The sequence below is a fragment of the Saprospiraceae bacterium genome, assembly GCA_016714025.1.
Classification (GTDB): Bacteria; Bacteroidota; Bacteroidia; order Chitinophagales; family Saprospiraceae; genus Vicinibacter.
The window spans coordinates 78,247-102,500 of record JADJOB010000002.1 but is presented as its reverse complement, the minus strand read 5'-3'; the positions used below and the strand labels follow the sequence as shown (position 1 = coordinate 102,500).

The following is a 24,254-nucleotide window of genomic DNA, read 5'->3' as shown; positions in this document are numbered from 1 at the left end:
ATCAATTGCGGGTAAAATAAACCGGGGAGCGCTGGTATCTTTTACTATAAATTTTGCGGATTCTGTACTTTCTTTTCCACAATGATCTGTTGCTTTAAATGTAACAATTACCGTGTCGCAAGTCAATCGGGGTGTTCGTATAAAACTCGAATTCCAATTGATTACATCACAGGCATCTGTGGCAGTGGCATATCCATTTTGCCTTACCCAATCATTAAATAGTTTCATTACATCTTGTTGACAATACGCAAATGTATCTTTAGGTAATTGTGTAAATTCCGGTGGAAATTGATCTATGATATTAATAATTTGAACTTCTGTTTGAATGTTGCCACAATCGTCTTTGATGTCCCAGCTTCTGGTAATTTTTTTAGTGCACGGATCAAATGTTTCTTTAGTTTCTCTAAATGTAATCACTGGGTCCGCATCGCAATTATCCATGATATCTAATATTGGAACCGGAGGCACATCTAAATCACATTCTACATTGTAATCATCAGGAGGATTGTTGACAACAGGTTTTTCAAGATCGGTAGGGCATTCGAAAATTGTAATATCGTCCAGCAGCATTCCAATTTGATAGGTGGCTGAACTCGAACCGGTATCTGTAAAGGAAAGAGTCGCAGTTGTCGCTTGTGCAACAAATGTATATGTTTTCTCTAGCCAAACAGCAGCACCCGGATTATTTGCAGTCCATGTTACATTAAGCCAGGAACCATTTGCAATTTTTAAATTCGCAGAAAAACTCCCATTCGATGTAAATGTTGCATACCAAAATTTAATGGTGTATTGAAATCCAGGAGTCAAGCCATACAACGGATACTCTATCGTGCCAGCAATACTTCCAGTAGGCGGAGAACCAAACAAATCTATAAAGTGACTTTGACCATTTGGATTTCCAAGTCCAAGTCCTCCACAGTATTCAGCACCTCCATGATCAATTGTCCCTTGGGTAACATTCCATGGACCAAACGTAGTAAATGCAGTATAATAAAAATAGTTATTTAAGGGTGGAAACGGATCAATTTCAAAATCCAATCCGGGAAAATCCAATTGTTTGGGTGCGCCGCAACAACAGCTAATCTGTGCATTGGATTCAGAATGAATGCTTACAAAAATCCAAATAAATAATAAGAATATTTTCTTATTCATATTGTATAAAAATAAAATATCCCCGAAGTTTATTTGATAAGGTTCAAATCTCCTTTTAAATCAATTGAATTCTCAGGCGATAATTTAATTTTTGCAAAATACACAAATACTCCTGGATTCATTCGTTGGTTGTTAAAAAATCCATTCCATCCTTTTAAAGGCTCATTGACCGGAACATTGCGTGTTTCAAAAACCTGATTTCCCCAGCGATCAAAAATTTGCATTAATAAAACTACTGCTTGCGGGTCACCTTGCACATAAAAATAATCGTTGATGTTGTCTCCATTCGGACTAAAACTATTAGGTACAAAAACTTTGGCATCTACCCGAACCCGGATTAAAACAGAATCTAAACTTTCACAATTTCGCTCATCAATTGCTAAACTGTAAATCCAGGTATCCTGATCTACCTGAAAGCTCACTGGATTGCAATCCATACATCCGATCACTCCCGATGGATTCCATTGGATATGCTGCCAGTTGTGATTGGTTTGTAACAACAATTGAACCTGACTGCCTTTATTAACCAGTTGCTCATTTCCTAATTCCGTTGTAAAAGCTTCCGGATTTTGTAAATCGATCTCTATTGAATCAGTTATACATCCCTGCTGGTCTTTGATATACACCTGATGCTTTCCGGGCCCTAAATTAGTGAGTTGGTTTTGTTGACCTACATTGCTTTGATTTAAATAAACAACATAGGGTTTACTAAAATCCTGCTCATTGAGTATTTGAATGTTTGCATCTGCTTTGTCATGACAACTTATGGAATCCAATTTAAATTGCAAACGCAAAGGAACAAACACCGTATTTGTTATTACTAAACTGTCACACCCATTGCTCTTTTGCAGCTGAACCGTATCCAGCCCAACCGCTGAAGACAAACAAGTGACTTGATTGATCAAACTGGTATCAGAAGATTTAAAGGAGGTATTGATAATCACTAAACTGTCGCAGGTGCTGGTAGCAAAGAGCATGCTGTCTATTCCGACTTGATTGACATCGCAACTGGTTAAGAAAATGCGTGTGGTATCGGAAGAAATAAAAGACGTATTGATAATTACTAAACTGTCACAGGTGCTGGTTGCAAACAACATACTGTCTATTCCGACTTGATTGATATCACAACTGCTTAAATTGATTCGTGTGGTATCGGAAGGTGTAAATTGTGTATTGATAATTACCAGACTGTCGCATGTGGACGTATTGTAAAGTTTACTGGTAATGCCAACTAAATTGGGATCACAGCTCGATTGTTGAATATATGTAGTGTCTGAAGGAATAAATTGGGTATTGACAATTACGATGCTGTCACATGTTGCTGTTTGGTAAATGATGGTATCAATTCCTGCTTGGCTTAAATCGCAGCTGCTTTGTTGAACAAAGTTGGTATCAATTTTTAATCCGATGTGATTGGTTATTACCAGACTGTCGCAATTGGATGTTGAGAAGACGAGGGTATCGGTATAGTTTTTAGCCAAACCGCATTCGTTTTTTGTAATAAATTGCGTGATAACTCCAGAAAATGTGGTGTTAATACGGACCACACTGTCACATCCAAAAACATTGGTCAGATTTAAAAATTTTAAACCTGTATCCAAACTATCGCAACTGGTTTGTTGAATAAAAGTACTGTCTTTTCGCAATGGAATTTTTTCAGTCAAGACCAGTGAATCACAAAATTGTCCGGTAAAAACAGCGGTATCTACAACAATACTTGTAAAGCTGCAATCATAAATTTTTAGTCGACTGGTATCAATGGGATGAATTACGACCTGTGTAAAAATGATGGAATCACAACCATACTGATTGTTCAATCGCAGGGTATCAAAAACTTTTATTTTAGGATCGCAGCTGGATGTATTGATATAGGTACTGTCCGCACTTCGTTTTATTTTTTCAGAAATGACGACACTATCACAACCACCGGAACTAAAGACCAGGGTATCGACACTGTTTCCTGGAAAGGTGCAGGAGAATTGAGTAATCCGAAAGGTATCGGTTCCACCCCGATAGGAAAAACTTGCGGTACTGCTGTCAATATTTCCGCATCGGTCTTTAGCAAAGAATGTAACGACCATAGGATTTTTCGTAGAATCTCCATCAAAATTACTGGATCGAATGATTGTATCGCAATCCATCGCATTGGAGGAATAGCCAAAATTTTCCAACCAATTTCGCAAAGTGTCCCGGATACCAGACACACATACCAGATTTATATTTTGAGCTTTATTAATGAATTTTGGTGCCAAGGTATCCTGTACAACAAACCAGGCATATTTAGTTACTTCATGTCCACATGGATCAGAAACAATAAATTCACCAAGGACAGAATCGCAACTCATTTGGGGTGAATGGTCATAACTGGTTCTCCAGCTAATTTGACCACAAAGATCACTTGCTTTGGCATTTCCTCTTGTTTGTAACCAGTTATTAAATTCTTGAAGTATGTCTTTGTCGCATAAAACGAATTTGTTTTCCGGATCTTTAGTAAACTGTGGGTCCGTTTTATCAATGATAAAAATAATTTGTTCCTCATTGCTTATGTTTCCACAAGCATCTTTAATTTCCCAATTGCGGGTGATTTTTTTTGTACAAGGATCAACCAGGTCTTTGATTTCTTTAAAGTTAATTTTTGGATTGAGATCGCAATTATCTGAAATCATTAAGACGGGTGCTTTCGTAACATCCATTTCACATTCAAATTCCAGATCATCTGGAGGATTGAGCACCTCAGGTTTCTCAGTATCAAGTACACATTCAAAAATGCGAATGTCGTCAATAAGCATTCCGCAACAAGGCGAAGCACCGGTTCCTGTAAATTCCATGTTTGCAACCGGACCATCGGCAATAAAAGCATATGATTTTTCTAACCAAACTACATTCCCAAAATTACTGGCAGACCAACTTTCATTCAATAGACTTCCGCCATTAACGGTAAGTCTTGCAGAAACATTGGCACCAAAACTATGAATGGCATACCAAAAATTGATGGTGTATTCATTGCCGGCTGTCAATCCCGTTAAAGTATAAGAGGCAGCACCTTGATTAAATCCATGCAAATCCATGTGTTGGGTTGATCCATTTGGATTACCATCCCCTAAATTTAAATGTGCGGGATCATGTATGCTGATGGATCCTGAAGTAATACTCCAACCTGCATAATTGTCTCCGGCACTGTAGTCAATCCATCCTCCGGGTGGAGCTGTTGGAGGGGATTCAAAATCAAGATTGGAATAAAATAATTCATTGGGAGTTCCACAACAGCAGGTGACACTACTGGATGTCCTAAATGCAAATGTTGCAGATGCACTATCAATATTCCCACAACGGTCCTGGATATAAAATTGGAGCTTTAATGGATTTTTTGATGAGTCCCCATTAAAATTTGTAGTAAATAGAACGGTATCGCAATTGGATTTTGCTGAGGAATATCCAAAATTATTTAACCAGTCTCTCAATGAATCTCTAACAGATGCTCCGCTTGTAAAAATTTTATCTTGTGGTTTTACATTAAAATGGATGCCTGCTAAATCTTTAACTATAAAATATGCACTTTCAACCCGTTCATTGCCACAATTATCGAAGGCTATAAAATCTACCAACACGCTGTCGCAAATCGATTTAGGTAAATGATCGTAAATAATCCGCCAGCTTACAGATCCACATACATCCGTTGCTATTGCATTTCCATGTGCTTTAATCCATGCATTAAATTCTTTTGAAATATCTGCATCACAATTTACACTCAGGTCTGCAGGTAAACTAGTAAAATCAGGTGGATTCTCATCAATCACATCAATGACTTGCTGATACACCATAGAATTTCCACAGTCATCTTTTACGGTCCATTCGCGGTTTATCTTTTTTTTGCAAACATCCAAAACAATTTTTGATTCTTTAAAAGTAATCAGCGGATTGGCATCGCAATCATCAGCAGCATTCAATTTTGGAACTGGTGGAATCTGTGCATCGCATTCAACTTGTAAATCTTCAGGTGGATCGAGCAAGCTGGGTTTTTCTACATCATTCGGACATTCATAAATTGTAATGTCATCAATCAAAACACCAATTCCATAACTTGGTGAAATGTCTATAAATTCTAAATCAGCAGATACTGCTTGCGCAACAAAATTATAAGATGCTTTTAACCAAATGATATTTCCAGGATTGGTTGCTGTTAATTTTACGTCCAACCAATTGCCATTTGCTACCTTAATGTTGGCGCGATAATCTCCCGGGATATCAAATTTGGCATAATAAAATTCCAAGGTATATAAATAGGATGGAGTAAGTCCTGTTAAAGTATATTGCATTGCCCCTGGATAACTTCCTGTATTGGGTACGGAACCATATAAATCTACAAAATTGGTCGCTCCATTTGGATTGCCACTTGCGGTATTAAAATAATGAGCTTTATCTACATGATCGACGTATCCTTTGGTTATCAACCAAGGACCCATATTGGATCCAACCGGATACCAGATAAACCAACCCGGAGGTGGATCTGGAGGAAATTCAAAATCAAATCCTGGAAAATCTAAAACCCTGGGTGAACCACAACAACATGTTGGTTGACTAAATACAGTAAACTCAAATTGTATAAAAAGCAATGCAAAACAAATCCATTTAAACAGGAGTTTAAAATTCCTTTTTATCAATTGATTTTTCATCTAATTAAACTGAGATCACCTTTTAATTCAACTAAAACTTGATTGCTGAATTTTATTCTTGCAACATAAATAAAAACTGCCGGATTCATTTTTTCGGATTTATAACTTCCGTCCCAGCCTGAAACTGGATCATTAACTGGACTATTTGTTTTTTCAAAAACCAAATTGCCCCAACGATCAAAAATTTGAAACAACTCTACGATGGCAGTTGGGTCACCCTGGATATAAAAATAATCGTTGATGTTGTCGCCATTTGGAGAAAATCCATTTGGAACAAAAACTTTTGCGGGTTCTTTAACACGGATTAATACAGAATCCAAACTTTCGCAATTTCGTTCATCTACTGCCAAGCTGTAAATCCATTGTTCGTTTTGTACTTGAAATTGTACCGGATTGCAATCAAAGCATCCAACAAGGAATGAAGGATTCCAGCTAATGTGTTGCCAATTGCGATTTGTTTGTAATTCCAATTTTACCAAACTGCCTTTTTCAACTTCCAAATCGTTGCCAAGTTCAGTTATAAATGCTGCCGGGTTTTCTAAATTAAAAGAAATAGAATCGGTTACACAACCTTGATTGTCTATTACATATAATTGGTGTTGACCAGGCTTCAATTGATCCACCCGATCCTGATTGCCGAAAATTTGACCATCAAAGAATACTTTATACGGTGATTGAAAGTCTTGGGAATTTAAAATCTCAATACGACCATCTTCTTTGTCAAAGCAACTGATTGAATCCAATTTAAATTGGACTCGCAAGGGCTCATACAAAGTATTCGTTACGATGATGCTATCGCAACCAAATTCATTCAATAAAAACACGGTATCAATTCCTGCATTTGCAGGCAAGCAGGATTTTTGAGTTTGTTGAATGGTATCAGAAGGAATCCAATTTGTTTGTAAAAAGACGATGCTATCACACTGGCTTGTTGCATACACTAATGTATCTATGCCTATTAAGTTTACATCACAACTATTCCGACTTATATAACTGGTATCTGAAGGAATGAATTGAGTAGTTACAATAACCAGGCTATCACAGGGTGCTGTATTAAAAAGTAGGGTATCCACTCCAACTTGTTTAATATCACAGCTTGTTTGTGTTATTCGGGTTGTATCAGAAGGGATAAACTGCGTATTGACAATAACAAGACTATCACAGGTAGTGGTACTAAAAATACTTGTATCTATACCTACATTATTTAAATTACAAGTAGTTAAAATAATCCGGGTGGTATCTGAAGGCAGAAATACGGTGGTTAAAATTGAAATACTGTCGCAAGTACTGGTTTGATATATTATTGTATCTACTCCGGCTTTTAATAAATCGCAACTTGTGTTTGTAGTATAGGTAGTATCTATTTTCAAGGCAATGTGTTGCGTGATCACTAAACTATCGCAAGATGCTGTTGAAAACGTTAAGGTATCTACATAATTATTGGACAAGCCGCATTCCATTTTAGTAATATGATTGCTAATAATTCCGGTAAAATCAGTCTGGATCCTTACAATGCTGTCGCAGCCAAATCGATTGATCAACTGAAAAATTTTAACTCCTGCGGTAAGACTGTCACAGGTAGTTTGTTTTATTTGGATACTATCTTTTATTAATGGAATCTTTTCAGTTATAATAACCGAATCACAAAATTGACCTTGAAGTTGTGTTGTATCAATAGTAAAAACAGGAAAATTGCAATCAAATACTTGAAGACGTGTAGTATCTAAAGGTTTAATTTCTGTTAAGTAAAAAATCAACGAGTCGCAACCATTCACATTTAATAAGCGAACCGTATCATGTGTGTTTGCACGAGGATCACAACTAAATTGATCGATATATGTCGTATCAGCAAGTTGTTTTATTTTTTGTGTAATTACTACACTGTCGCAACCCTTAGAACTAAAAACAGCGGTATCCATTTGATTTCCCGAAAAATTGCAAGAATATTGTATGATACGAAACGTATCGCTGTTGTTTCGGTAGCTAAAACTTGCTTTGCTGCTATCGACATTTCCACAAGCATCTCTTGCATAAAAGGTAAGTGTCAAAGGATTGCGAGAAGAATCTCCATTAAAATTTGAACTCTTAATTATGGTATCGCAATCTGATTGATTGGATGAATATCCATAGCTGGCCAACCAGTTTCGTAAAGAATCTCGTATACCTGATACACAAACCAGGTTTTTGTTTTGTGCTTTAATGATAAATTTAGGAGCAAGGGTATCACGAACAATAAAGGGAGCATATTCCAAATTTTCTTGTCCGCAATGATCAATTGCTATAAACTCCACCAGAATGGTATCACAATGTTTGGAAGGAGGATGATCGTAATTTGTTCTCCAGCTAACCGGACCACAGGCATCTGTTGCCAAAGCATTTCCATTCTTTTTGATCCAGTCATTAAATTCCTTGACAACATCTTTATCGCAGAATACCGTTTTGGTTTCGGGCAACTTAGTAAACTGCGGTGGATTTCGATCGATGACATCTATTATTTGTTCTTCATAATTGATGTTACCGCAATTGTCTTTTATGGTCCAATTTCTGGTAATTCTTTTAGAACAGGCGTCAATTACTTGTTTGGTTTCAACAAAAGTTACTATTGGGTTGGGATCGCAATTATCGCTTACAGAAAGGGTCGGTGCTTTAGGAACCTCTTTATCACATTCCACTTCCAGATCATCCTGAGGGTTATTTACTACCGGTAGTTCCTGATCACCCGGACACTCAAAAATATGGATGTCGTCTATCAAGGTCCCTTGGTATGGGATAGGCCCCGTACTGCTAAATTCCATTGTAGCATTAGCCGCCATGGCCATAAACATGTAGGATTCTTTGCGCCAGGATACAGCTCCCGAAACAGAAACGGTCCAACTTACATCCAACCAGGCACCTCCGGCAATCTTTAAATTACCGAGCGATGAAAAACCACCTCCATTTTGTGCGGTCCAAAAATCAATGCGATATTGGTTTCCGGGAGTCAAGCCAAATAAATCGTAGGAGATACCACCCAATCCGGGGGATCCGTGCAGGTCTACAAAAAAACTCGCCCCATTTGGATTTCCGGCTCCTAAATTACCAACTCCGGCATCACAATGGTCAATGGTAGCACGAGTCACCGTCCACCCGCCAAAATTCTGACCGGCGCTATAAACAAAAAAAGTACCAGGTGAGGGAAGAGGGCCTGTTTCAAAATCGAGGTTTGGAAAAAAAATCTCTGAAAATTGTCCACAGCAACAGCCACCGCCTCCTAAAAGACTTTTTAGTGGAATCGGCAGCTCCTTTTGGGATTGCCCAAATACCTTAAAAAGACAAAAGAAAGCAAGAATTACGAATAGGTTGTACCGCATGGGACTCAATTGGAACGTTAAAATTGGTGAATTTTTAGAATATTCCTTGCATCATATACCTTTGCATGCTCATGAAAGGAAATTATCTTTATAAGGTTTCGGCCTTTACCATTTTGTTAATCCTGTGTCTGGACCAAATTTTAAAAATTTGGATTAAGACGCATATGGAGCAAGGACAGGAATTTTTGATTTTAGGCCAATCCTGGGCTCGGATTCATTTTGTTGAGAATGAAGGTATGGCATTTGGTTTAAGTCTGGGGGGCTCCAAAGGCAAACTTGCTTTAAGCTTGTTCCGAATTGTTGCCGTCAGTTTTCTGTTTTACTTATTGGCTCGGATGATTAAAGCAAAAGAATTTATTGGATTAATTATTGCTTTTTCGATGATCCTGGCCGGAGCATTGGGCAATATCCTTGATTCAATATTCTATGGACTTATTTTTTCTGCTTCTCCTTATCACGGTGGACAAGCGGTGCTGTTTCCGGAGGATGGAGGCTATGCTGACATATTAATGGGGCGCGTGGTGGATATGTTTTATTTTCCCATGTTTAAAGGGACATTTCCGGAGTGGTTTCCCTTTTGGGCCGGTGAAGACTTTGAGTTTTTCCGTCCGGTCTTTAATCTGGCTGATTCTTCCATTTTTTGTGGCATTTGCCTGTTTTTTATATTTTATAAAAAACTCAAGCCGCATGAAAAAGAAGAAGTATCGTCTTCAAATTGATCATTGCTCATTGAACATTAAAAAGCATGCTTGGAAGAAGAAATGCTCAATATTCAATGCTCAATGTTCAATGACTAATGAGATCCTCCATTGAAAATTGCTAATTGATCATTGCTCATTGAACATTAAAAAGCATGATCCGGAGAAGAAATGCTCAATATTCAATGCTCAATGTTCAATGACTAATGGAATCTTACATTGAAAATTGCTAATTGATCAATGCTCATTGAACATTAAAAAAGCAAGATCCGGAGAAGAAATGCTCAATATTTAATGCTCAATGTTCAATGACTAATGAGATCCTCCATTGAAAATTGCTAATTGATCATTGCTCATTGAAGATTAAAAAGCATGCTTGGGAGAAGAAATGCTCAATATTCAATGCTCAATGTTCAATGACTAATGGAATCTTCCATTGAAAATTGCTAATTGCTAATTGCTCTTTGTGATTTGCTCCATGGCAAATTGGATTCACCATATAAACAGCAAAGATTTTCAAGCAAAAAACTCCCGGCTTTTTTAGCCTTTAGTTTTAATTACTTGTTGCGAGTACTGCCGTTCTCCCCAAGAAATTATTTACAGCTTTCTCAGCTTTTTCCACAGTGGGATAATTAATCGAACAATGCACGAATTTTCCAACTTTTTCTGTGGCGATAACGCCTGTAAGTCGAAGAATGCTGAGATGTTGCGAAGTGACTGATTGTTCGATATTTAAGCTCGAGTAAATCTTATTGACATTTACCGAACCATTCCTATCAATAAACTCAAGAATTTTTAGCCGCAAAGGGTGGGCTAATGCTCTCATGAGCTCACAGGAATAATCGAGTTGGACAGGATTAAATGTTACCTTAATCTTCTTCATCGAAGTTTCTTATTTTGATTTTCGTAGTTGACCTTAACGGAACAAAGATGAGAAGATTTTTCGGAATTGCAAATAAATATTAAATATTTTTTTTATTTATTAATGCAGTGTAAATCAGTGAGTAACGTTGCAGTGTGTACTATTGCCTGATCAAGATACATGGAAAGTGGGATGGTTAACCCGCTAAATCTTCCACTAATTTGGAGATTTGATTTAACCTGTCTCTGTCGAGAGAGTAATAAATAAATTTACCCTGTCTCTCGGTTGCGACTACCCCGGCTCTTCTCAAAATAGCCAAATGCTGAGAGGCTACCGATTGTTCCAAACGAAGTTTAATATAGATGTCTGTGACGGTCATCGTATCATTTTCCTCCAGTAAGTCAATCACACGCTGGCGAAGCTTGTGGTTGACCGCACGAAGAACTAATACAGCCCTTCTTAGATCTGAATAGTCTAATTGAACTTCTTTTGGTCCTTTTTTGAGAGTAATCGTTTCGTTCTTTTTATTCCTCATGTCACAGTTTTTTAAAAATGCATTAACAGCTAAGAATTAAGCTAAAACTGTGCCGATTTTGAAAGTTGTCTTAAATATTTTCCGGATCTCATATATATTAGGTGTTCTTATATATATAAATGGATCAAATCGGACTAAAGTTCAACGACTTATGAGTTTTTCTTTGGGAATAGTTATATTTGGTTCCTTGAGATAAAAGGGTTTGGCTTCTGAAACAGAATCAAAATCTCCTTGACCCCATCGGTCAAATGCTATTTTTACTAAATTGGATGCCGAAAGGGGTGCTTCTGCTACTGAAACAGGCCAATTGCTTATAAATTGTTCCCATTTAAAGGCTCCTGTTCCAGCTATAACGCATTTCCCTACTCCAATATTGAGTCGTGTTTGTAATTCATTATTCAAAATTTGAGCAACGGGACTAACTAAGGCTTCTTCTAAATTTGAATTATAAACTGCCAGATACACTTCATCTCGCCGGGCATCGATTAGGGGCAGGTAATATAAAGCATCCGGAATTTGATCTTTTGCTGTGGTGGCCAGGGCTTTTAATCCAGGAATCAATAGCAATGGTTTTTCCAGAGCATAAGCCATGCCTTTCGCCGCTACAACACCAATCCGTAAAGAAGTGAAGGATCCCGGCCCTTCATTTACAGCAATTGCATCCAGCTCCTTTAAAGTAACATCAGACTGCTTTAAGACATTTCGAATCAAATCATTTAACACACGGGTATGTTCGCCCTGATGGTCTTCAGACAGGTTAAGAAGCTTGTTCCCATGTGCTATTCCGACGCTACAAATTGGTCCGGAAGTTTCAATCATCAAAATCAAGGGTTCTTTCAAGGCTTTCCAAGTATCTTACTGTAACGAAGGGGATCAGATAGTATACTTAAGGCTTCTTTTATAATAGGATCATGAACCATTTTCTTTTGAATACTGCCTTCCTCATAAAAGCTTCTTCTGACAATTTCTTCTTCTATGATATTGGAAATCAGACTTTTATGCTTTGTTAATTCAGACCATTGCTTTTGATTCAGGTGGTTTTTCATTTTTGTGACATTCTCAGCAATCGTTTGATCGCCTTCCTTTGCAGACAGGTTTTGAATTTCATTCAATTTTACCTCCAGGGTATCCAGATCGTCAAATTGTTTTGATTTTAAATAGCTTATAAATTCTTCAAAACCAGCAAATTCGAAGGATTTTGGATCTGTCGGTGCCGGATTTTTAAGGCAAAACTCTGTGCAATAATTAAAAATCAAATCTTGATCTATTAATTTTTTAATAATTCTGGGATAGTCTGCATCCGGTAATTCGATATCAGGTTTTACGCCACCTCCATCATAAACGGTCCGTCCATTCCGCGTTTTGAACGCAACCCGCAAGGAATCTGGCAAATGGACCGGTTCACCATTTTCATACTTTACACTTTGAATGCATCTTCCGGAGGGAATGTAGTATTTCGCAATGGTCAATTTAACCTTCGCATTGTAACCTACGTCTTTCGTATTTTGAACGAGGCCTTTTCCATATGAAATTTGACCAAGAATGACCCCACGATCTAGATCCTGGATGGTTCCGCTTACAATTTCTGATGCAGAGGCCGAGTGATTGTTAATCAAAACAACCAGCGGGATGGTTGGATCTGCGGGTGGATTCGAGGTCTTATAAAGTTGTTCGCGTTCTTTTAATTTACTTCTAGTGCTTGCAACCAATTGACCCTGAGGGATAAACACATTTGACACTTCTACTGCTTCACTCAGAAGTCCACCCCCATTTTCTCGAAGATCCAGAATGGCTCCCTTCATATTCGGATGGTCGGCCTTAAGTTTATTTAAGGCTTCCCGCACATTTTTACCTGCATTTTCTGTAAAAGTGCTTAGATAGATGAATCCAACATCCGCATTCACCATCCCTGAATAAGGTACATTCGGAATATTAACCTCATCCCGGACCAGCTTTAGATTTAGTTTTTCTTTAATACCGGGCCGTTTTATGGTAAATTCAACTTCACTTTTTGGCATACCCCGGACAATCTGAAAGAGATCCTCGCTTTCTTTTCCCTTCCCGTCCTGACCATTTACTGCCAAAACCTGGTCACCTACTTTGATGCCGGCTTTAAAGGCCGGATAATTCTGGTAAACCTCCGTTACGGTGACATAATCCCCAATTCGCTTGGCTCGAACGCCAATTCCATTGTATTTTCCTTCAAAAGCCAGCCGGTAGTTTTCAATTTGAACCTCTGAAATGTAATTTGTGAACGGATCCAGCTGATGAAGCATGGCATCAATGCCGGTTTTCATCAGGCTTGAGGGATTGGTTTCATCTACATAATTGGAATTGATTTCTTTATAGACGTTTGCAAATATTTCAATGTTTTTGGCGATTTCAAATTCCTTATTATAGGTAAAGGCTGCCAGACATAGAATAAATGCAGCCGAAAGGATCGTAAGTATGTTTCTTTTTTTCATGGGTTTGATCGAAGCAATTAAATGCAAAGTTATCAACGTCAAACATATAATTATTGTATCTGGTTTCTGATAATTCTTTCAGGCCTATCTTTGGTTTTCAATAAATCAGATGTCTTTTCAACTTTCCATTATCCGAAAACTTAAAGCCTTGTTTATCCGTTTGAGGCTTCATGTTGTTTTTGAACCCTTCTCTAAAATTTTGCTAAACCTTGTTCATTTGTCAGGGATTTCCAAATGGGTTCACAGTCACCCAGCAATAAGCTTTAATGATTTTTACTCGGCAGATTGGAATTACCTGAAACGTTACGATTTGTATCAATATTTAGTTTCAAATCAAGGATTGGACAAACCCTTGTTGTACTTGGAATTTGGAGTAGCGGCAGGGCATTCTTTTTCCTGGTGGGTGAAACACAATCAACACCCTGAATCCAGATTTCATGGATTTGATACTTTTGAAGGTTTACCGGAAGAGTGGGGGATTTTTAAAGCAGGGGATATGAGCACCGGGTCCAAGCTTCCCGATATAAAAGATGAACGGGTTCGGTTTTATAAAGGGCTCTTTCAAAAAACGGTTCCTTTGTTTCTTAAAGATGCAGATTGGAATCTTCCAAAACTGATCCATATGGATGCGGATCTGTATTCATCCAGTTTATATGTGCTGACCATGCTTGCACCCTATCTTAAAAAAGGTGATATTGTAATGTTTGATGAATTTACAGTTCCAAGGCATGAGTACCTGGCCTTTAAAAATTTCAGAGAAAGTTATTACCTCGATTTTGAATTAATCGCAGCAGCTAATAATTATTTCTTTGTTGCATTTCGGTTAAAATAGCTGGAGTAAATGGTACAATGCTGCAATGGTGCAATTCTGCAATGCTGTAATGGTTCGATCCTACAATGTTTCAAAAATAAACATTCCAAAAATCAAGGGTTGAAACCCTTGATTTTGGAACGTTTGTTTTTTTACGATTTGAGTGTTTTTATTTCGTGTTTCCAAACTTTGCAGCACTACTCTACAGACTAAATTTCTACAGACTTTTCTCGTTTTTTTCATAAGTCGTACAAACCTCGGCAAGACGCCTTCGGTAACTAGATAGTCCATTCAAAATTATTAAAACATTAATTCATTATAGAATTGCACCATTGTAACATTGCAGTATTTCTCTACAGACTTTCCTTCTTCTTTCACGAGTCGTACAAACCTCGGCGAGACGCCTTCGGTAACTAGATAGTCCATTCAAATTTATTAAAACATTAATTCATTATAGAATTGCAGCATTTTAGCATTGCAGCATTTCCCTACAGACTTTCCTTCTTCTTTCATGAGTCGTACAAACCTCGGCGAGACGCCTTCGGTAACTTGGCAGTCCATTCAAATTTATTAAACATTAATTCATTATAGCATTGCAGCATCGCAGCATTGCAGCATTGCAGCATTTTCCTTCATTCCCTTACAATTACTTTAACCAATCTTACATCATCCGATTGGAGCTTGATATAAAAAATACCCTTGTTTGGAAATAGATAACCTGGTAATTCCAAAACTTGATTAAGATTCGTATTTAAAGAAGTTGAATAAATTTGCCTTCCAAATACATCCACAATTTGTAAGTTGGATTTATTAAAATTATGTGGAAAACGAATTTGAAGATTATCCGAAAATGGATTGGGAAAGATTGAGGGCTCATAAGACTTTAAATCTTTTGCATCGATCAGGACTGAATTCGTGCAAATCGATAAGGCTTCTTTATCTTCCTGATATGCCACGGTTTTGCAAGTGAGATTATTTGGAACCAGGTAATCCGTAAACAATCCGTCTTTTTTAGCAGTGATAACCAATTCAAACAATACTTCATTTGAAGTCAGATTATATAAATCCGGAGAAGGTGTCACAAATACAAAATTAAAATGTGTTGAATCTAATCTGAGATCAGTTTGTTTAAAGCTAAAGGGAAATTTGAGTTTTCCTTCCAGAATAGAATCCAATATTAGATCCGTTCCAACAAGTTGAAAACCGGATTGAAATCCGATGATCGACTTATAATTTGAACACGTGACGGGCACTCTGTATTGCTTTCCTTTTTCAGCCTGGAGTGCGGGATAGTATAGTTTAATGCATTTGCTTGGTTCAACATATTTTTCATCACAAATAGTTAAAGCATCTCCTGTAATATCGCCTAATTTTAGACCGATGCACGTGAGAATGGTATCTTTTAATAATTTTACATCGGAGATTGAAGTTGAATCTTTTGCATTAAAAAATAACCAACAATTTTCAGGATTAATTGAATTGCTATTTATTCCTAAAATGATTCGAAGCACTTGATGTACATCCGCCGGAGTAATTATTTGATTTTTATGCAGATCTGCAGCCTGGTAATCAAAAGGATTTGATAAAGATTGGATTCCTAAATAATGCTGATAAATTAAAAATGCATCCAACACATCAACCCCATTGGCAACTGCATCAATTTTTTTAATATCAAGATAAAATCCTGGATTCACACTAAATGTAGAAAATTCAAAATTCGAATTGCAATCTTTTTTGTCAAGAATCTGGTTTTGTAAATCAGAACGAACTAAAATTCTGGCTTGGGCTATCGGTTTGGATCTTTGAGTAATTACTTGACCCGAATGATCAATCCTGTTTTGAGTATCGCATGCATTCAAGCGTATAAAATTTACATTAACAGTGCAAATTTTAATATTCCCCGCAGCATCTTCAATATATATTTTGTAATCGCGTTTCAGCGTATCCGGATTACCGACTTCAAAAAAATCTTCGCAGCTAATAAGGTCCTGAATTTTTTCTTTCTGTCCGTCCAGGTAGATTTTTAATTTGGAATAGACTGTACAATTGTCAACTACACTGGATAATAAGGTTTTAATATCCAATACAATGGATTGTGGAAGATGCACAGGAATATTAAACACTTCCGAAGGGCAAATTACTTCAGGAGCTTCTTGTCTTTCAACTTCAAAATAGGCGGTATCTTTTGATTCATTATTAAGTCCATCTACAGTGACATACACAATTTTGTGTTTTCCGATAGGATAGCTTCCATCTGCAATTTGTGCATTGTTTTGAATTGTCGCATATGGATTGTAATTAAAAGTTGGAATTTTACCTGCTACCATTTCCCTAATGGTCAACGGACCCACTTTTAAATCAGATCCATCATAGATACCGGCATCATCATTATTCAAATCAATTAAATATGAGTATCTAATAAAATCAACCGCCGTGCAATTATCCGTTGCATGGGCTTGAATCATTACCTGAGCAAATCCTGTTGAATCAGCTTCTGTACAATCGGTTAAGGCTATGGATGTTTTAGGGGATTGATCATCAATTACAAATATCGTATCTGTTATGTTAAAACGCCCTTTGGAATCTGGGTCCGTTGGATCAAACTGGCACCAATCAGTCAATTGCCATTGCCGTAATACATAAAAATAATGTTCCGGCAATTGAACTCCAATCGAATCGACAAAATCGATTCCAATCGAACGGCAGGAATCCATTGGTAATTTTGGGTAGGAACTGGTATCTCTTTTTGGAATATTGCAACCATACTGGACCTGTTTCAAATCGCAATCCGGAATTACAACATCATCATTTGGATCGCATAAGTCCAGGGTATTAATATAAAACGGATGGCAGTTGACCACCCAAATGGTTTGTGTATCTTTTAAAAGGGTTTGATTTGGTCCCTGTGTGGAAAATATACGAAGAATTTTACCCTGATTGCAAAATCTCAAATCTGAAACTTCCAACGTGTAATTTAACTCCAATGGATTTGTAAGGTATCCATCAAAGCCCCATACCATTTCATACAAATTATTTTTATGAAGTGAATCAAATAAAGCTCCAAAATAGGCACAGGCTTTCGCCGAAGCCGGAGGTTCAGATGGAGCCGGTGGTATGGGTCCCGGATAACCGGTTTTCTTATTTGATTCACAAAGCTGTTTACAAACTACATCCAGACTGATTAATTTTTTTCGTTGACTGGAATCCATTTGGAGCTTGCCAAATAAGGTGCTGCTGGTATCAGACAAATCCTTAGTAGTAAATTGAAATCCGCAACTCACCACCATGTCATCTGGTGCAACGATTCGGTTTTGTTGCCCAGTACCAATAATTGGAAACAAAAGAACAAAACTTAAAATTTTTAATAAGTCAATTTTAGGATTTAATATGCAATAAGGTATCGGGCTCATAATTTTAATTTTAACAAGATCCCTATTAGAAGCAAAAAGACCTCTAAGAATAATTTTTAAACATTCTGGTTTATAAAGTTACTAATTTGAGTTTAATTTGTAAAACTTAATCAAAAAAAATAGCAGTACTTATCTTAGCCGTGTAATTTGAATTTATGCAAAATTTGGATCCGCGCATCGATGCTTACATTTCTAAATCAGCTCCGTTTGCACAGGAGATTTTGAAATTTTTAAGAGATATAGTGCATGCCAATTGTCCGGAATGTGTCGAAACCATGAAATGGAATTTTCCACATTTTCTGTATAAAGGGGATATCCTCTGCAGCATGGCTGCTTTTAAACAGCATTGTGCTTTTGGATTTTGGAAAGAAAAGTTGATGGTTAAATCCAGTAATTTGCTTACGGATAAAGGAAAAACGGCGATGGGAGATTTTGGAAAAATCAGTTGCATTCAGGACCTGCCTTCAAAAAAAGTTTTAAAAGCCTGCATCCAGGAGGCCATGGATCTTAATGAAAAAGGAATTAAGCTTTCAAAACCCGTCCAAAAGATTCCGGATTCAGCTATTGTAATTCCGGATGATTTTCAACGTGCATTGAATAAGCATGCCCTTGCAAAGAAGAATTTTAATGCGTTTTCCAATTCGCATAAACGGGAATATATAAATTACATATTGGAAGCCAAACGCGATGCAACCCGATTGGCACGCATTCAAAAAAGTATTGAAATGCTATCAGAAGGAAAATCACAAAATTCTAAATACATTCGTTGAATTTTGATCAGCGTTCAAATAATAAATGCATTACCAACCTTGGATAATATTGAATGCGCCAAAGGGTACAACTAATAAAAGCCAACGCAACAAAAGTTATACCACGTAACCAATTGTTTTACTGTGGGCTGTGTTTCAAAAATGAAAAACTTAACCAGATCAGATACAAAACTTCTTAAGGATCTGAATAAATCAACGGTACTGAAGACTTACTTTGTCTTTAAAAGCAAAGAGCAAATAAAATAAATCCTGTTTGAAGCACGAGTATGGTTCCTATCACTTAAAGAACTCTGGGTAAGCTTTCAAAATAATTGTAAAATATCTGGCACATAATATCCTGGAATAAATCCTAAAACTCATGAAACAAGGGACCGGGTCTGGCTTGCATCATCCAAATATAATACTGCTAATTAAACATTTAATTATTCAATTAATCATCCTTTTTGAATTTGTTAGTGTGTTCCCTCTAAATGTCTGATATTTGCAATGCATGGTATCCTTTATATTCAAAAGAATTGGATTTGGTATTTTTAGCCTGATCCTTGTGTTGTATCTGTCCTGTTGGCTGATCCGCTTAATTCCCGGATCCTACAATGAAATCATGCTTTCAGAAAATGCCGGACAACATGAAAGTCAAACCATTGATCCGGTACAAATTCCATTGTTTTATTTTAGCTGGATTCCGTCAAAAACGGATTCCATGCAAACAGCTTCCATTCTGCCCCAGTTTTGGTGGAATGGAGTTAACAATAATTTTCACAATAAATTGACTGAGTATTTATCGGGCGACTTCGGAAGGTCCGTTGTAGATCAACAAGCAGTCTCTAAAAAATTTAAAGATGCACTTCCATGGTCTTTGAGTTTTCAACTGCCAGCCATTGGATTAATTCTATGCATCAGCATTTGGTTGGGACGCAGTTCGGTAATGTATCCAAAGTCTATTGGCTTAAAAATTATTAATTCTTGTTTAATTTGGATTCATGCAATTCCGGTATTTTGGTTGGCAAGTTTATTGCTTTTATTTTTTGCAAATCCTGATTTTTTAAAAATATTTCCAAGCGGAATGCAAAGTCTTTCCATTTCAAATCCCTGGTTGATTTGGATCCAACAACCTGAATTTATGATTTTACCGTTGGTTTGTTTTATTATTCCTTCTTTGGCCTATCTCAGTAGGTTAATAAAAAATGGGATGGAGGAAGTAACTCATAAATTTTATTGGATTCGAGCATTGAGTAGTGGCATGAGTTATCGTCAAGCATTAAAAGACGAAGCATTTCCGGTGGTTATGGTTCCGCTTATTGCATGGATTGGAAGTTTATTCCCTGCATTAATATCAGGCTCCTTAATCATCGAACAAATATTTAGTATTCCCGGATTAGGGAGATTGATGTATCATTCGATTTCTGTTCGGGATTGGCCCCAGGTTCAATTTTTACTATTGCTTGGTTCGGCACTTACCATATTTGGATTTTTAATCAGCGACATTCTTTACCGGATTTATAATCCTCAATTGGATTCCAAAGCATGAGTTTGAAAAGAAACTATATACAACTTTGGAAAAATCATTTGTGCTTGAGTCTATCGATTCATTGCATCGTGTTTATATTTTTATTTTCTGATTTTATTATAGGCAGTAAGCCTGTTTTTTGCAGTTACAAAAATGAATGGTATAGCTTTATGTGGAATGAAAAACCAAAAGGAAATGGTGTTTTATTCTACGATTTAAATGAAATAGCAGCAGGAGACTTTCAAAACTTGCATTATGATTTTGCCTGGTGGCCGATGCTGATCCGGAATGCACAAAAGCTCGAACCCGAGTCAGCCTGGTTAAAACCAGGATTACATTCCAAAAATGGAACGCTGTTTATTTTAGGCTCCTATGATTTGGGAAAGGACTTACTGGTGGCATGTATTATTGGTTTTAAGAAAAGTTTGAGTCTGGCACTTTTGACACTAATATTTTCATTAATACCTGCCCTCAGTTTAGGATCCCTGGTTGTGTTTCACAGTGTGCGTTACCAGCAAATTTCTTTGGGTTCTGTTATTTTATTTTCGATTTCAGGAATAATGCTTGTTTATGTTCTAGCAATTTGCTTTGAATGGATGTTAATTCCAAATCAGATCTATCCTTTACTATTTATTGTTATTGTTTTATTTTCTCTTGCAATAGCTATTCGAAATTCGAAGCCAATGGTTCGCTATATGCTTGATACCTGGAGTTTGCGCTATTTGGAAATCATGAAATCGATTCCAGTGCTATTGATTCTATTAATTATTCTCCAAATCCTTACTCAACCCAATCGCATTCAGTTTGCCGGTATGCTCGCATTTATTTTTATTCCTTATCTGGTAAAGTATGCACGGGCTTTTACATTAAAGGCGGCGAGTGAAAATTTTATTACGGCATCCATTGCAATGGGACAATCTGGGTGGCAAGTATATACAAAACATGTTTTGCCAAAAATTATGCAAGCCTTGATTCCGGTAATGGCTTTTGGACTGGCCAATATCATTTTGTTAGAAGCTAGTTTAAGTTTTATTGGTATTGGTTTGGGCGTGGATGAAATTAGTTTAGGTGGTTTATTGTACAGTGCCCGAAGCAACCCATCCGCATGGTGGGTCATTGTATTTCCAGGTTTATTGATATTCTGGTTAGTGATTCTATTTAATCAAATTGGAACCTTGTTTTCAAAAGAATTGACAGAACCAACGAATTGAAGTGATTGCTTATAAATTATTATAATCAAACACAATTCAAAATACTATATAGAAGGAAAAGTCAGTAAATTTTTGAATAAAGGACTTTTTAGAATTTCCCTAAAAGTTTTGTAAGAGCAGCGAGTACCGCCAGTAAGATTAAACGGCCCGGATCAGTAATTTTTATTTCGTTTTCATCATCCGGTGCAATAGAAAGATCTATAAAATCCATTACATCTTCTTCCGGAATGGCGGCAAAAAATAAATCCATGGCTGTATTGTAATCATTATTTTCGTTGATTATTTGCCAACTAAATTCTTCTGCTTTAGCAATTTCCTGTTCGGTAAATATGGGAACTTCTGCTTGTTTTTGAAAGGTGCCATAGATTCCCAAAAACAAAAACAAGAGGTAATCCATTTCTTCTTCTGTAAGCAATTCGGCATGGGTACCGATTAATATATCAATAAGTAAACTTTGCTTTTCCTGGACATGGTCCAGCAGCTTATCCAATTCCTTGGCATTATTTTCAAAATTGAGAATTGTTTCGTCCAATTGATGTGCAGCAATCATACTATTAATTTTATTTTGCGTCTTTCCAGGCCCAAAGATACATACAAGCATGCGAACGGTAAGGCCTCCATTTTTCAGCAATTTGAATCATTTTTTTTTGAAGGTCTTTCCCTTCCAGTTTCAAGTTGTATAATTTCTTCATGGCCATTTGAATCCCATAATCTCCGGCAGAAAATACATCCGGTCGACTTAATCCAAACATCAATACCATTTCGGTGGTCCATTGACCTACTCCTTTGATTTGAATGAGCAGTTTAATAATTTCTTCGTCAGACAGTTCATTCCAATTCGTACCATTTAATTTATTTTCTTCAAAATACGCAGCAATATTTTTAATGTAGGAAAGTTTTTGATAGGATAATCCAATGGCCCTTAATTTATCATCATCCGTTTTCAGAATGGCCTTATTTGTAGGAAATTTATTTTTGTATAATGTTAAAAAGCGATCCTGAATGACTTTCGCCACTTTCGTTGAAAGTTGTTGACTGATAATTGATCCTACTAAATATTCTCTTAAATCAGATTTCATGCCTGTTTGATGCAACTGATCCATTGGAATCGAAGCAATCAGTTTATTTAGTTTTGTGTCTTTACTTAGTACTTGAAGATGATGCATTTTTAATTAAGAATTAAAAATTAAGAATTAAGAATTGGGAACGCGTCTATTAATAATTTAGGATGGAAAATTACGATTTTTAATTGGCTAAATATGAATTGTGCATTTGAAAATGCATTATTTTACATTGCTTAGTTATTTTAATTGAACCTTTTGTGATTTGTTTTGTTTACTGTACACATAATTTTTCGAGCCATGAGTTTTACCGACAAAATCAATAACGACCTGAAAGAAGCCATGAAGGCGCAAGACCAAAAAGCTTTGCGTGCAATTCGGGCAATCAAAGCAGCTATTTTATTAGCAAATACTGATGGTACAGGCAAACCGGTGGATGATGATAAATCAATCCAAATATTGCAAAAACTGGTAAAGCAACGTCGGGAGTCCTTGGATATTTATGAAAAACAGGGTCGCGCTGATTTAGCTTCTGTTGAACGGGAAGAAATAGAAGTCATTGAGCGTTACTTACCGGCTCAAATGAGTCCGGAGGAGCTGCGGTCAATTTTACAAGAGATCATTGCAGAAACTGGCGCAAAAGATGCCAAGGATATGGGAAAAGTGATGGGGATGGCATCTAAAAAACTTGCAGGTGCTGCAGATGGAAAAGCAATATCTGCAATTGTAAAGGAATTACTTGGTTAATGACTCTCATCCAAGCTTGCTTTTAGCTTACATCTTTCTTTCAAATTTTTACGATACTGATTTTTCTTAATCGGTCTCACCTGGATAGGAATCACGCTTATGCGGGTTCAATATGAATCAATACATCAGAGATCTGAGGCAACTCTTCCAATAAATGAGATTTTAATGCATGTGAAATGCTATGCCCTTCATGCACCGAAATGTCTCCATTTACAATTAAGTGGAGGTCTATCAGATAATGCATTCCAGATTTTCGGACAAAACATTTTTCTGTTCCAAGTACTCCGGGAACTTGCATGGAAAGCATCCTGATTTCTTTTATTAAATCATCGTAAACATGCTCATCCATAATTTCACCCAAGGCTGGTCTAAAGATGAGGTATGCATTGAATAATATAAAACCCGAAGCAACTAATGCAGCCCAATCATCTGCCGATTCAAATCCAGGTCCCAGATACAATGCAATGCTGATTCCGATAAATGCTGCAGCGGATGTGATCGCATCACTTCGATGGTGCCATGCATCTGCTGCCAGTGAACTGCTTTTAACTTCCTGGTTTTTAAACTGGATCCTCCGATAAATAATTTCTTTTAGCAATATAATTCCTGCTAAAAAGTAAAGCGTATACGATTCCGGAATTTGATGGGGTGTTTGGATATTGCGAATGGAGGTGATGGCAATTAAAACGGCTGAACAAACTAAAAATGCAACGACAATAAAAGTTATAAGGGGCTCCAGTCGGCCATGTCCGTAGGGATGATTTTTATCAGGCGGACGATGAGCATACTGAATTCCAAATAATACCAGAATCGATGAAAGGATATCAGTTGTTGATTCAATCGCATCTGCGATCAATGCGTACGAATTTCCAAAATACCCTACCAACCATTTGACGATAGCTAAAATGAAGTTGGATAGTATACTAAGCCAACTCACCTGGACGGCGATAGCTTTTTTTGAACTCATCTGTAAATCGTATAAGTATGGATCCTAAGTCAAAG

The 24,254-nt window shown here is 36.9% G+C and carries 17 protein-coding genes (1 of these 17 running past the window's edge); 6 read left to right on the top strand and 11 right to left on the bottom strand.

Annotation, left to right across the window (positions count from 1 at the left end):
- The 3 genes in view from IPJ80_03765 to IPJ80_03755 are tightly spaced (at most 29 nt apart) and all read right to left on the bottom strand, a layout consistent with a single transcriptional unit that may run on beyond the window.
- Nucleotides 1–1,152, bottom strand: partial view of a gliding motility-associated C-terminal domain-containing protein gene (locus IPJ80_03765; protein ID MBK7912597.1) — the 5' end (the start) only. The gene continues 2,070 nt to the left of window position 1, outside the view; the window shows 1,152 of its 3,222 coding nt (coding positions 1–1,152); the start codon lies at nt 1,150–1,152; its stop codon lies beyond the left edge, outside the window.
- A 29-nt stretch (nt 1,153–1,181) separates the two neighbouring features.
- Nucleotides 1,182–5,825 carry a gliding motility-associated C-terminal domain-containing protein gene (locus IPJ80_03760; protein MBK7912596.1) on the bottom strand — a complete coding sequence of 1,548 codons (4,644 nt, stop codon included), beginning with the start codon at nt 5,823–5,825 and terminating at the stop codon, nt 1,182–1,184.
- On the bottom strand, nt 5,822–9,175 hold the full coding sequence (locus IPJ80_03755; GenBank protein ID MBK7912595.1) for a gliding motility-associated C-terminal domain-containing protein: 3,354 nt from the start codon (nt 9,173–9,175) through the stop codon (nt 5,822–5,824). Before IPJ80_03755 ends, IPJ80_03760 begins: the two co-directional genes overlap by 4 nt.
- Before the next feature lie 71 nt (nt 9,176–9,246).
- Here IPJ80_03755 and IPJ80_03750 point away from each other — a divergent pair, with 71 nt between their 5' ends.
- On the top strand, nt 9,247–9,894 hold the full coding sequence (locus IPJ80_03750; protein MBK7912594.1) for a lipoprotein signal peptidase: 648 nt from the start codon (nt 9,247–9,249) through the stop codon (nt 9,892–9,894).
- A 532-nt stretch (nt 9,895–10,426) separates the two neighbouring features.
- Here the strand turns inward: IPJ80_03750 and IPJ80_03745 are convergent.
- The 4 genes from IPJ80_03745 to IPJ80_03730 form a co-directional block, all read right to left on the bottom strand.
- Nucleotides 10,427–10,756, bottom strand: a complete 330-nt coding sequence (locus tag IPJ80_03745; GenBank protein MBK7912593.1) for a helix-turn-helix transcriptional regulator — start codon at nt 10,754–10,756, stop codon at nt 10,427–10,429.
- Between the two features lie 175 nt (nt 10,757–10,931).
- Nucleotides 10,932–11,270, bottom strand: coding sequence for a helix-turn-helix transcriptional regulator (locus tag IPJ80_03740; protein MBK7912592.1), 339 nt, complete (start codon nt 11,268–11,270; stop codon nt 10,932–10,934).
- A 141-nt stretch (nt 11,271–11,411) separates the two neighbouring features.
- Nucleotides 11,412–12,092, bottom strand: coding sequence for a tRNA (adenosine(37)-N6)-threonylcarbamoyltransferase complex dimerization subunit type 1 TsaB (gene tsaB, locus IPJ80_03735; protein ID MBK7912591.1), 681 nt, complete (start codon nt 12,090–12,092; stop codon nt 11,412–11,414).
- A gap of 14 nt (nt 12,093–12,106) precedes the next feature.
- Nucleotides 12,107–13,735: a S41 family peptidase gene (locus IPJ80_03730; protein ID MBK7912590.1), complete on the bottom strand. Its 1,629-nt coding sequence runs from the start codon at nt 13,733–13,735 to the stop codon at nt 12,107–12,109.
- Between the two features lie 109 nt (nt 13,736–13,844).
- On the opposite strand from IPJ80_03730, the gene IPJ80_03725 reads away from it, so the two are divergent.
- On the top strand, nt 13,845–14,567 hold the full coding sequence (locus tag IPJ80_03725) for a class I SAM-dependent methyltransferase (protein MBK7912589.1): 723 nt from the start codon (nt 13,845–13,847) through the stop codon (nt 14,565–14,567).
- A gap of 611 nt (nt 14,568–15,178) precedes the next feature.
- Here IPJ80_03725 and IPJ80_03720 read toward each other — a convergent pair.
- Entirely contained in the window at nt 15,179–17,956 is a 2,778-nt protein-coding gene (locus IPJ80_03720) for a T9SS type A sorting domain-containing protein (protein MBK7912588.1), read from the bottom strand.
- Between the two features lie 155 nt (nt 17,957–18,111).
- Here IPJ80_03720 and IPJ80_03715 point away from each other — a divergent pair, with 155 nt between their 5' ends.
- From IPJ80_03715 to IPJ80_03705, 3 genes are all read left to right on the top strand, one after another.
- Nucleotides 18,112–18,726 carry a YdeI/OmpD-associated family protein gene (locus IPJ80_03715; protein MBK7912587.1) on the top strand — a complete coding sequence of 205 codons (615 nt, stop codon included), beginning with the start codon at nt 18,112–18,114 and terminating at the stop codon, nt 18,724–18,726.
- Nucleotides 18,727–19,216: 490 nt separating this feature from the next.
- Nucleotides 19,217–20,254 (top strand): ABC transporter permease, encoded by a 1,038-nt coding sequence (locus IPJ80_03710; protein ID MBK7912586.1) that lies wholly within the window; start codon nt 19,217–19,219, stop codon nt 20,252–20,254.
- Nucleotides 20,251–21,444, top strand: a complete 1,194-nt coding sequence (locus tag IPJ80_03705; protein ID MBK7912585.1) for an ABC transporter permease subunit — start codon at nt 20,251–20,253, stop codon at nt 21,442–21,444. Before IPJ80_03710 ends, IPJ80_03705 begins: the two co-directional genes overlap by 4 nt.
- Nucleotides 21,445–21,532: 88 nt before the next feature.
- Here IPJ80_03705 and IPJ80_03700 read toward each other — a convergent pair whose 3' ends face one another.
- Together IPJ80_03700 and IPJ80_03695 are read right to left on the bottom strand one after the other, a co-directional pair.
- On the bottom strand, nt 21,533–21,994 hold the full coding sequence (locus tag IPJ80_03700) for a hypothetical protein (protein ID MBK7912584.1): 462 nt from the start codon (nt 21,992–21,994) through the stop codon (nt 21,533–21,535).
- A 10-nt stretch (nt 21,995–22,004) separates the two neighbouring features.
- Entirely contained in the window at nt 22,005–22,610 is a 606-nt protein-coding gene (locus IPJ80_03695; GenBank protein ID MBK7912583.1) for a DNA-3-methyladenine glycosylase 2 family protein, read from the bottom strand.
- A gap of 195 nt (nt 22,611–22,805) precedes the next feature.
- Here IPJ80_03695 and IPJ80_03690 point away from each other — a divergent pair, with 195 nt between their 5' ends.
- The gene (locus IPJ80_03690) at nt 22,806–23,252 is read left to right on the top strand and encodes a GatB/YqeY domain-containing protein (GenBank protein MBK7912582.1); all 447 of its coding nucleotides are present in this window, start codon (nt 22,806–22,808) and stop codon (nt 23,250–23,252) included.
- Nucleotides 23,253–23,349: 97 nt separating this feature from the next.
- Here the strand turns inward: IPJ80_03690 and IPJ80_03685 are convergent, their stop codons facing one another.
- A complete protein-coding gene (locus IPJ80_03685) occupies nt 23,350–24,219 on the bottom strand; it encodes a cation transporter (GenBank protein ID MBK7912581.1) in 870 nt (289 codons plus the stop codon).
- Between the last annotated feature and the right edge of the window lie 35 nt (nt 24,220–24,254).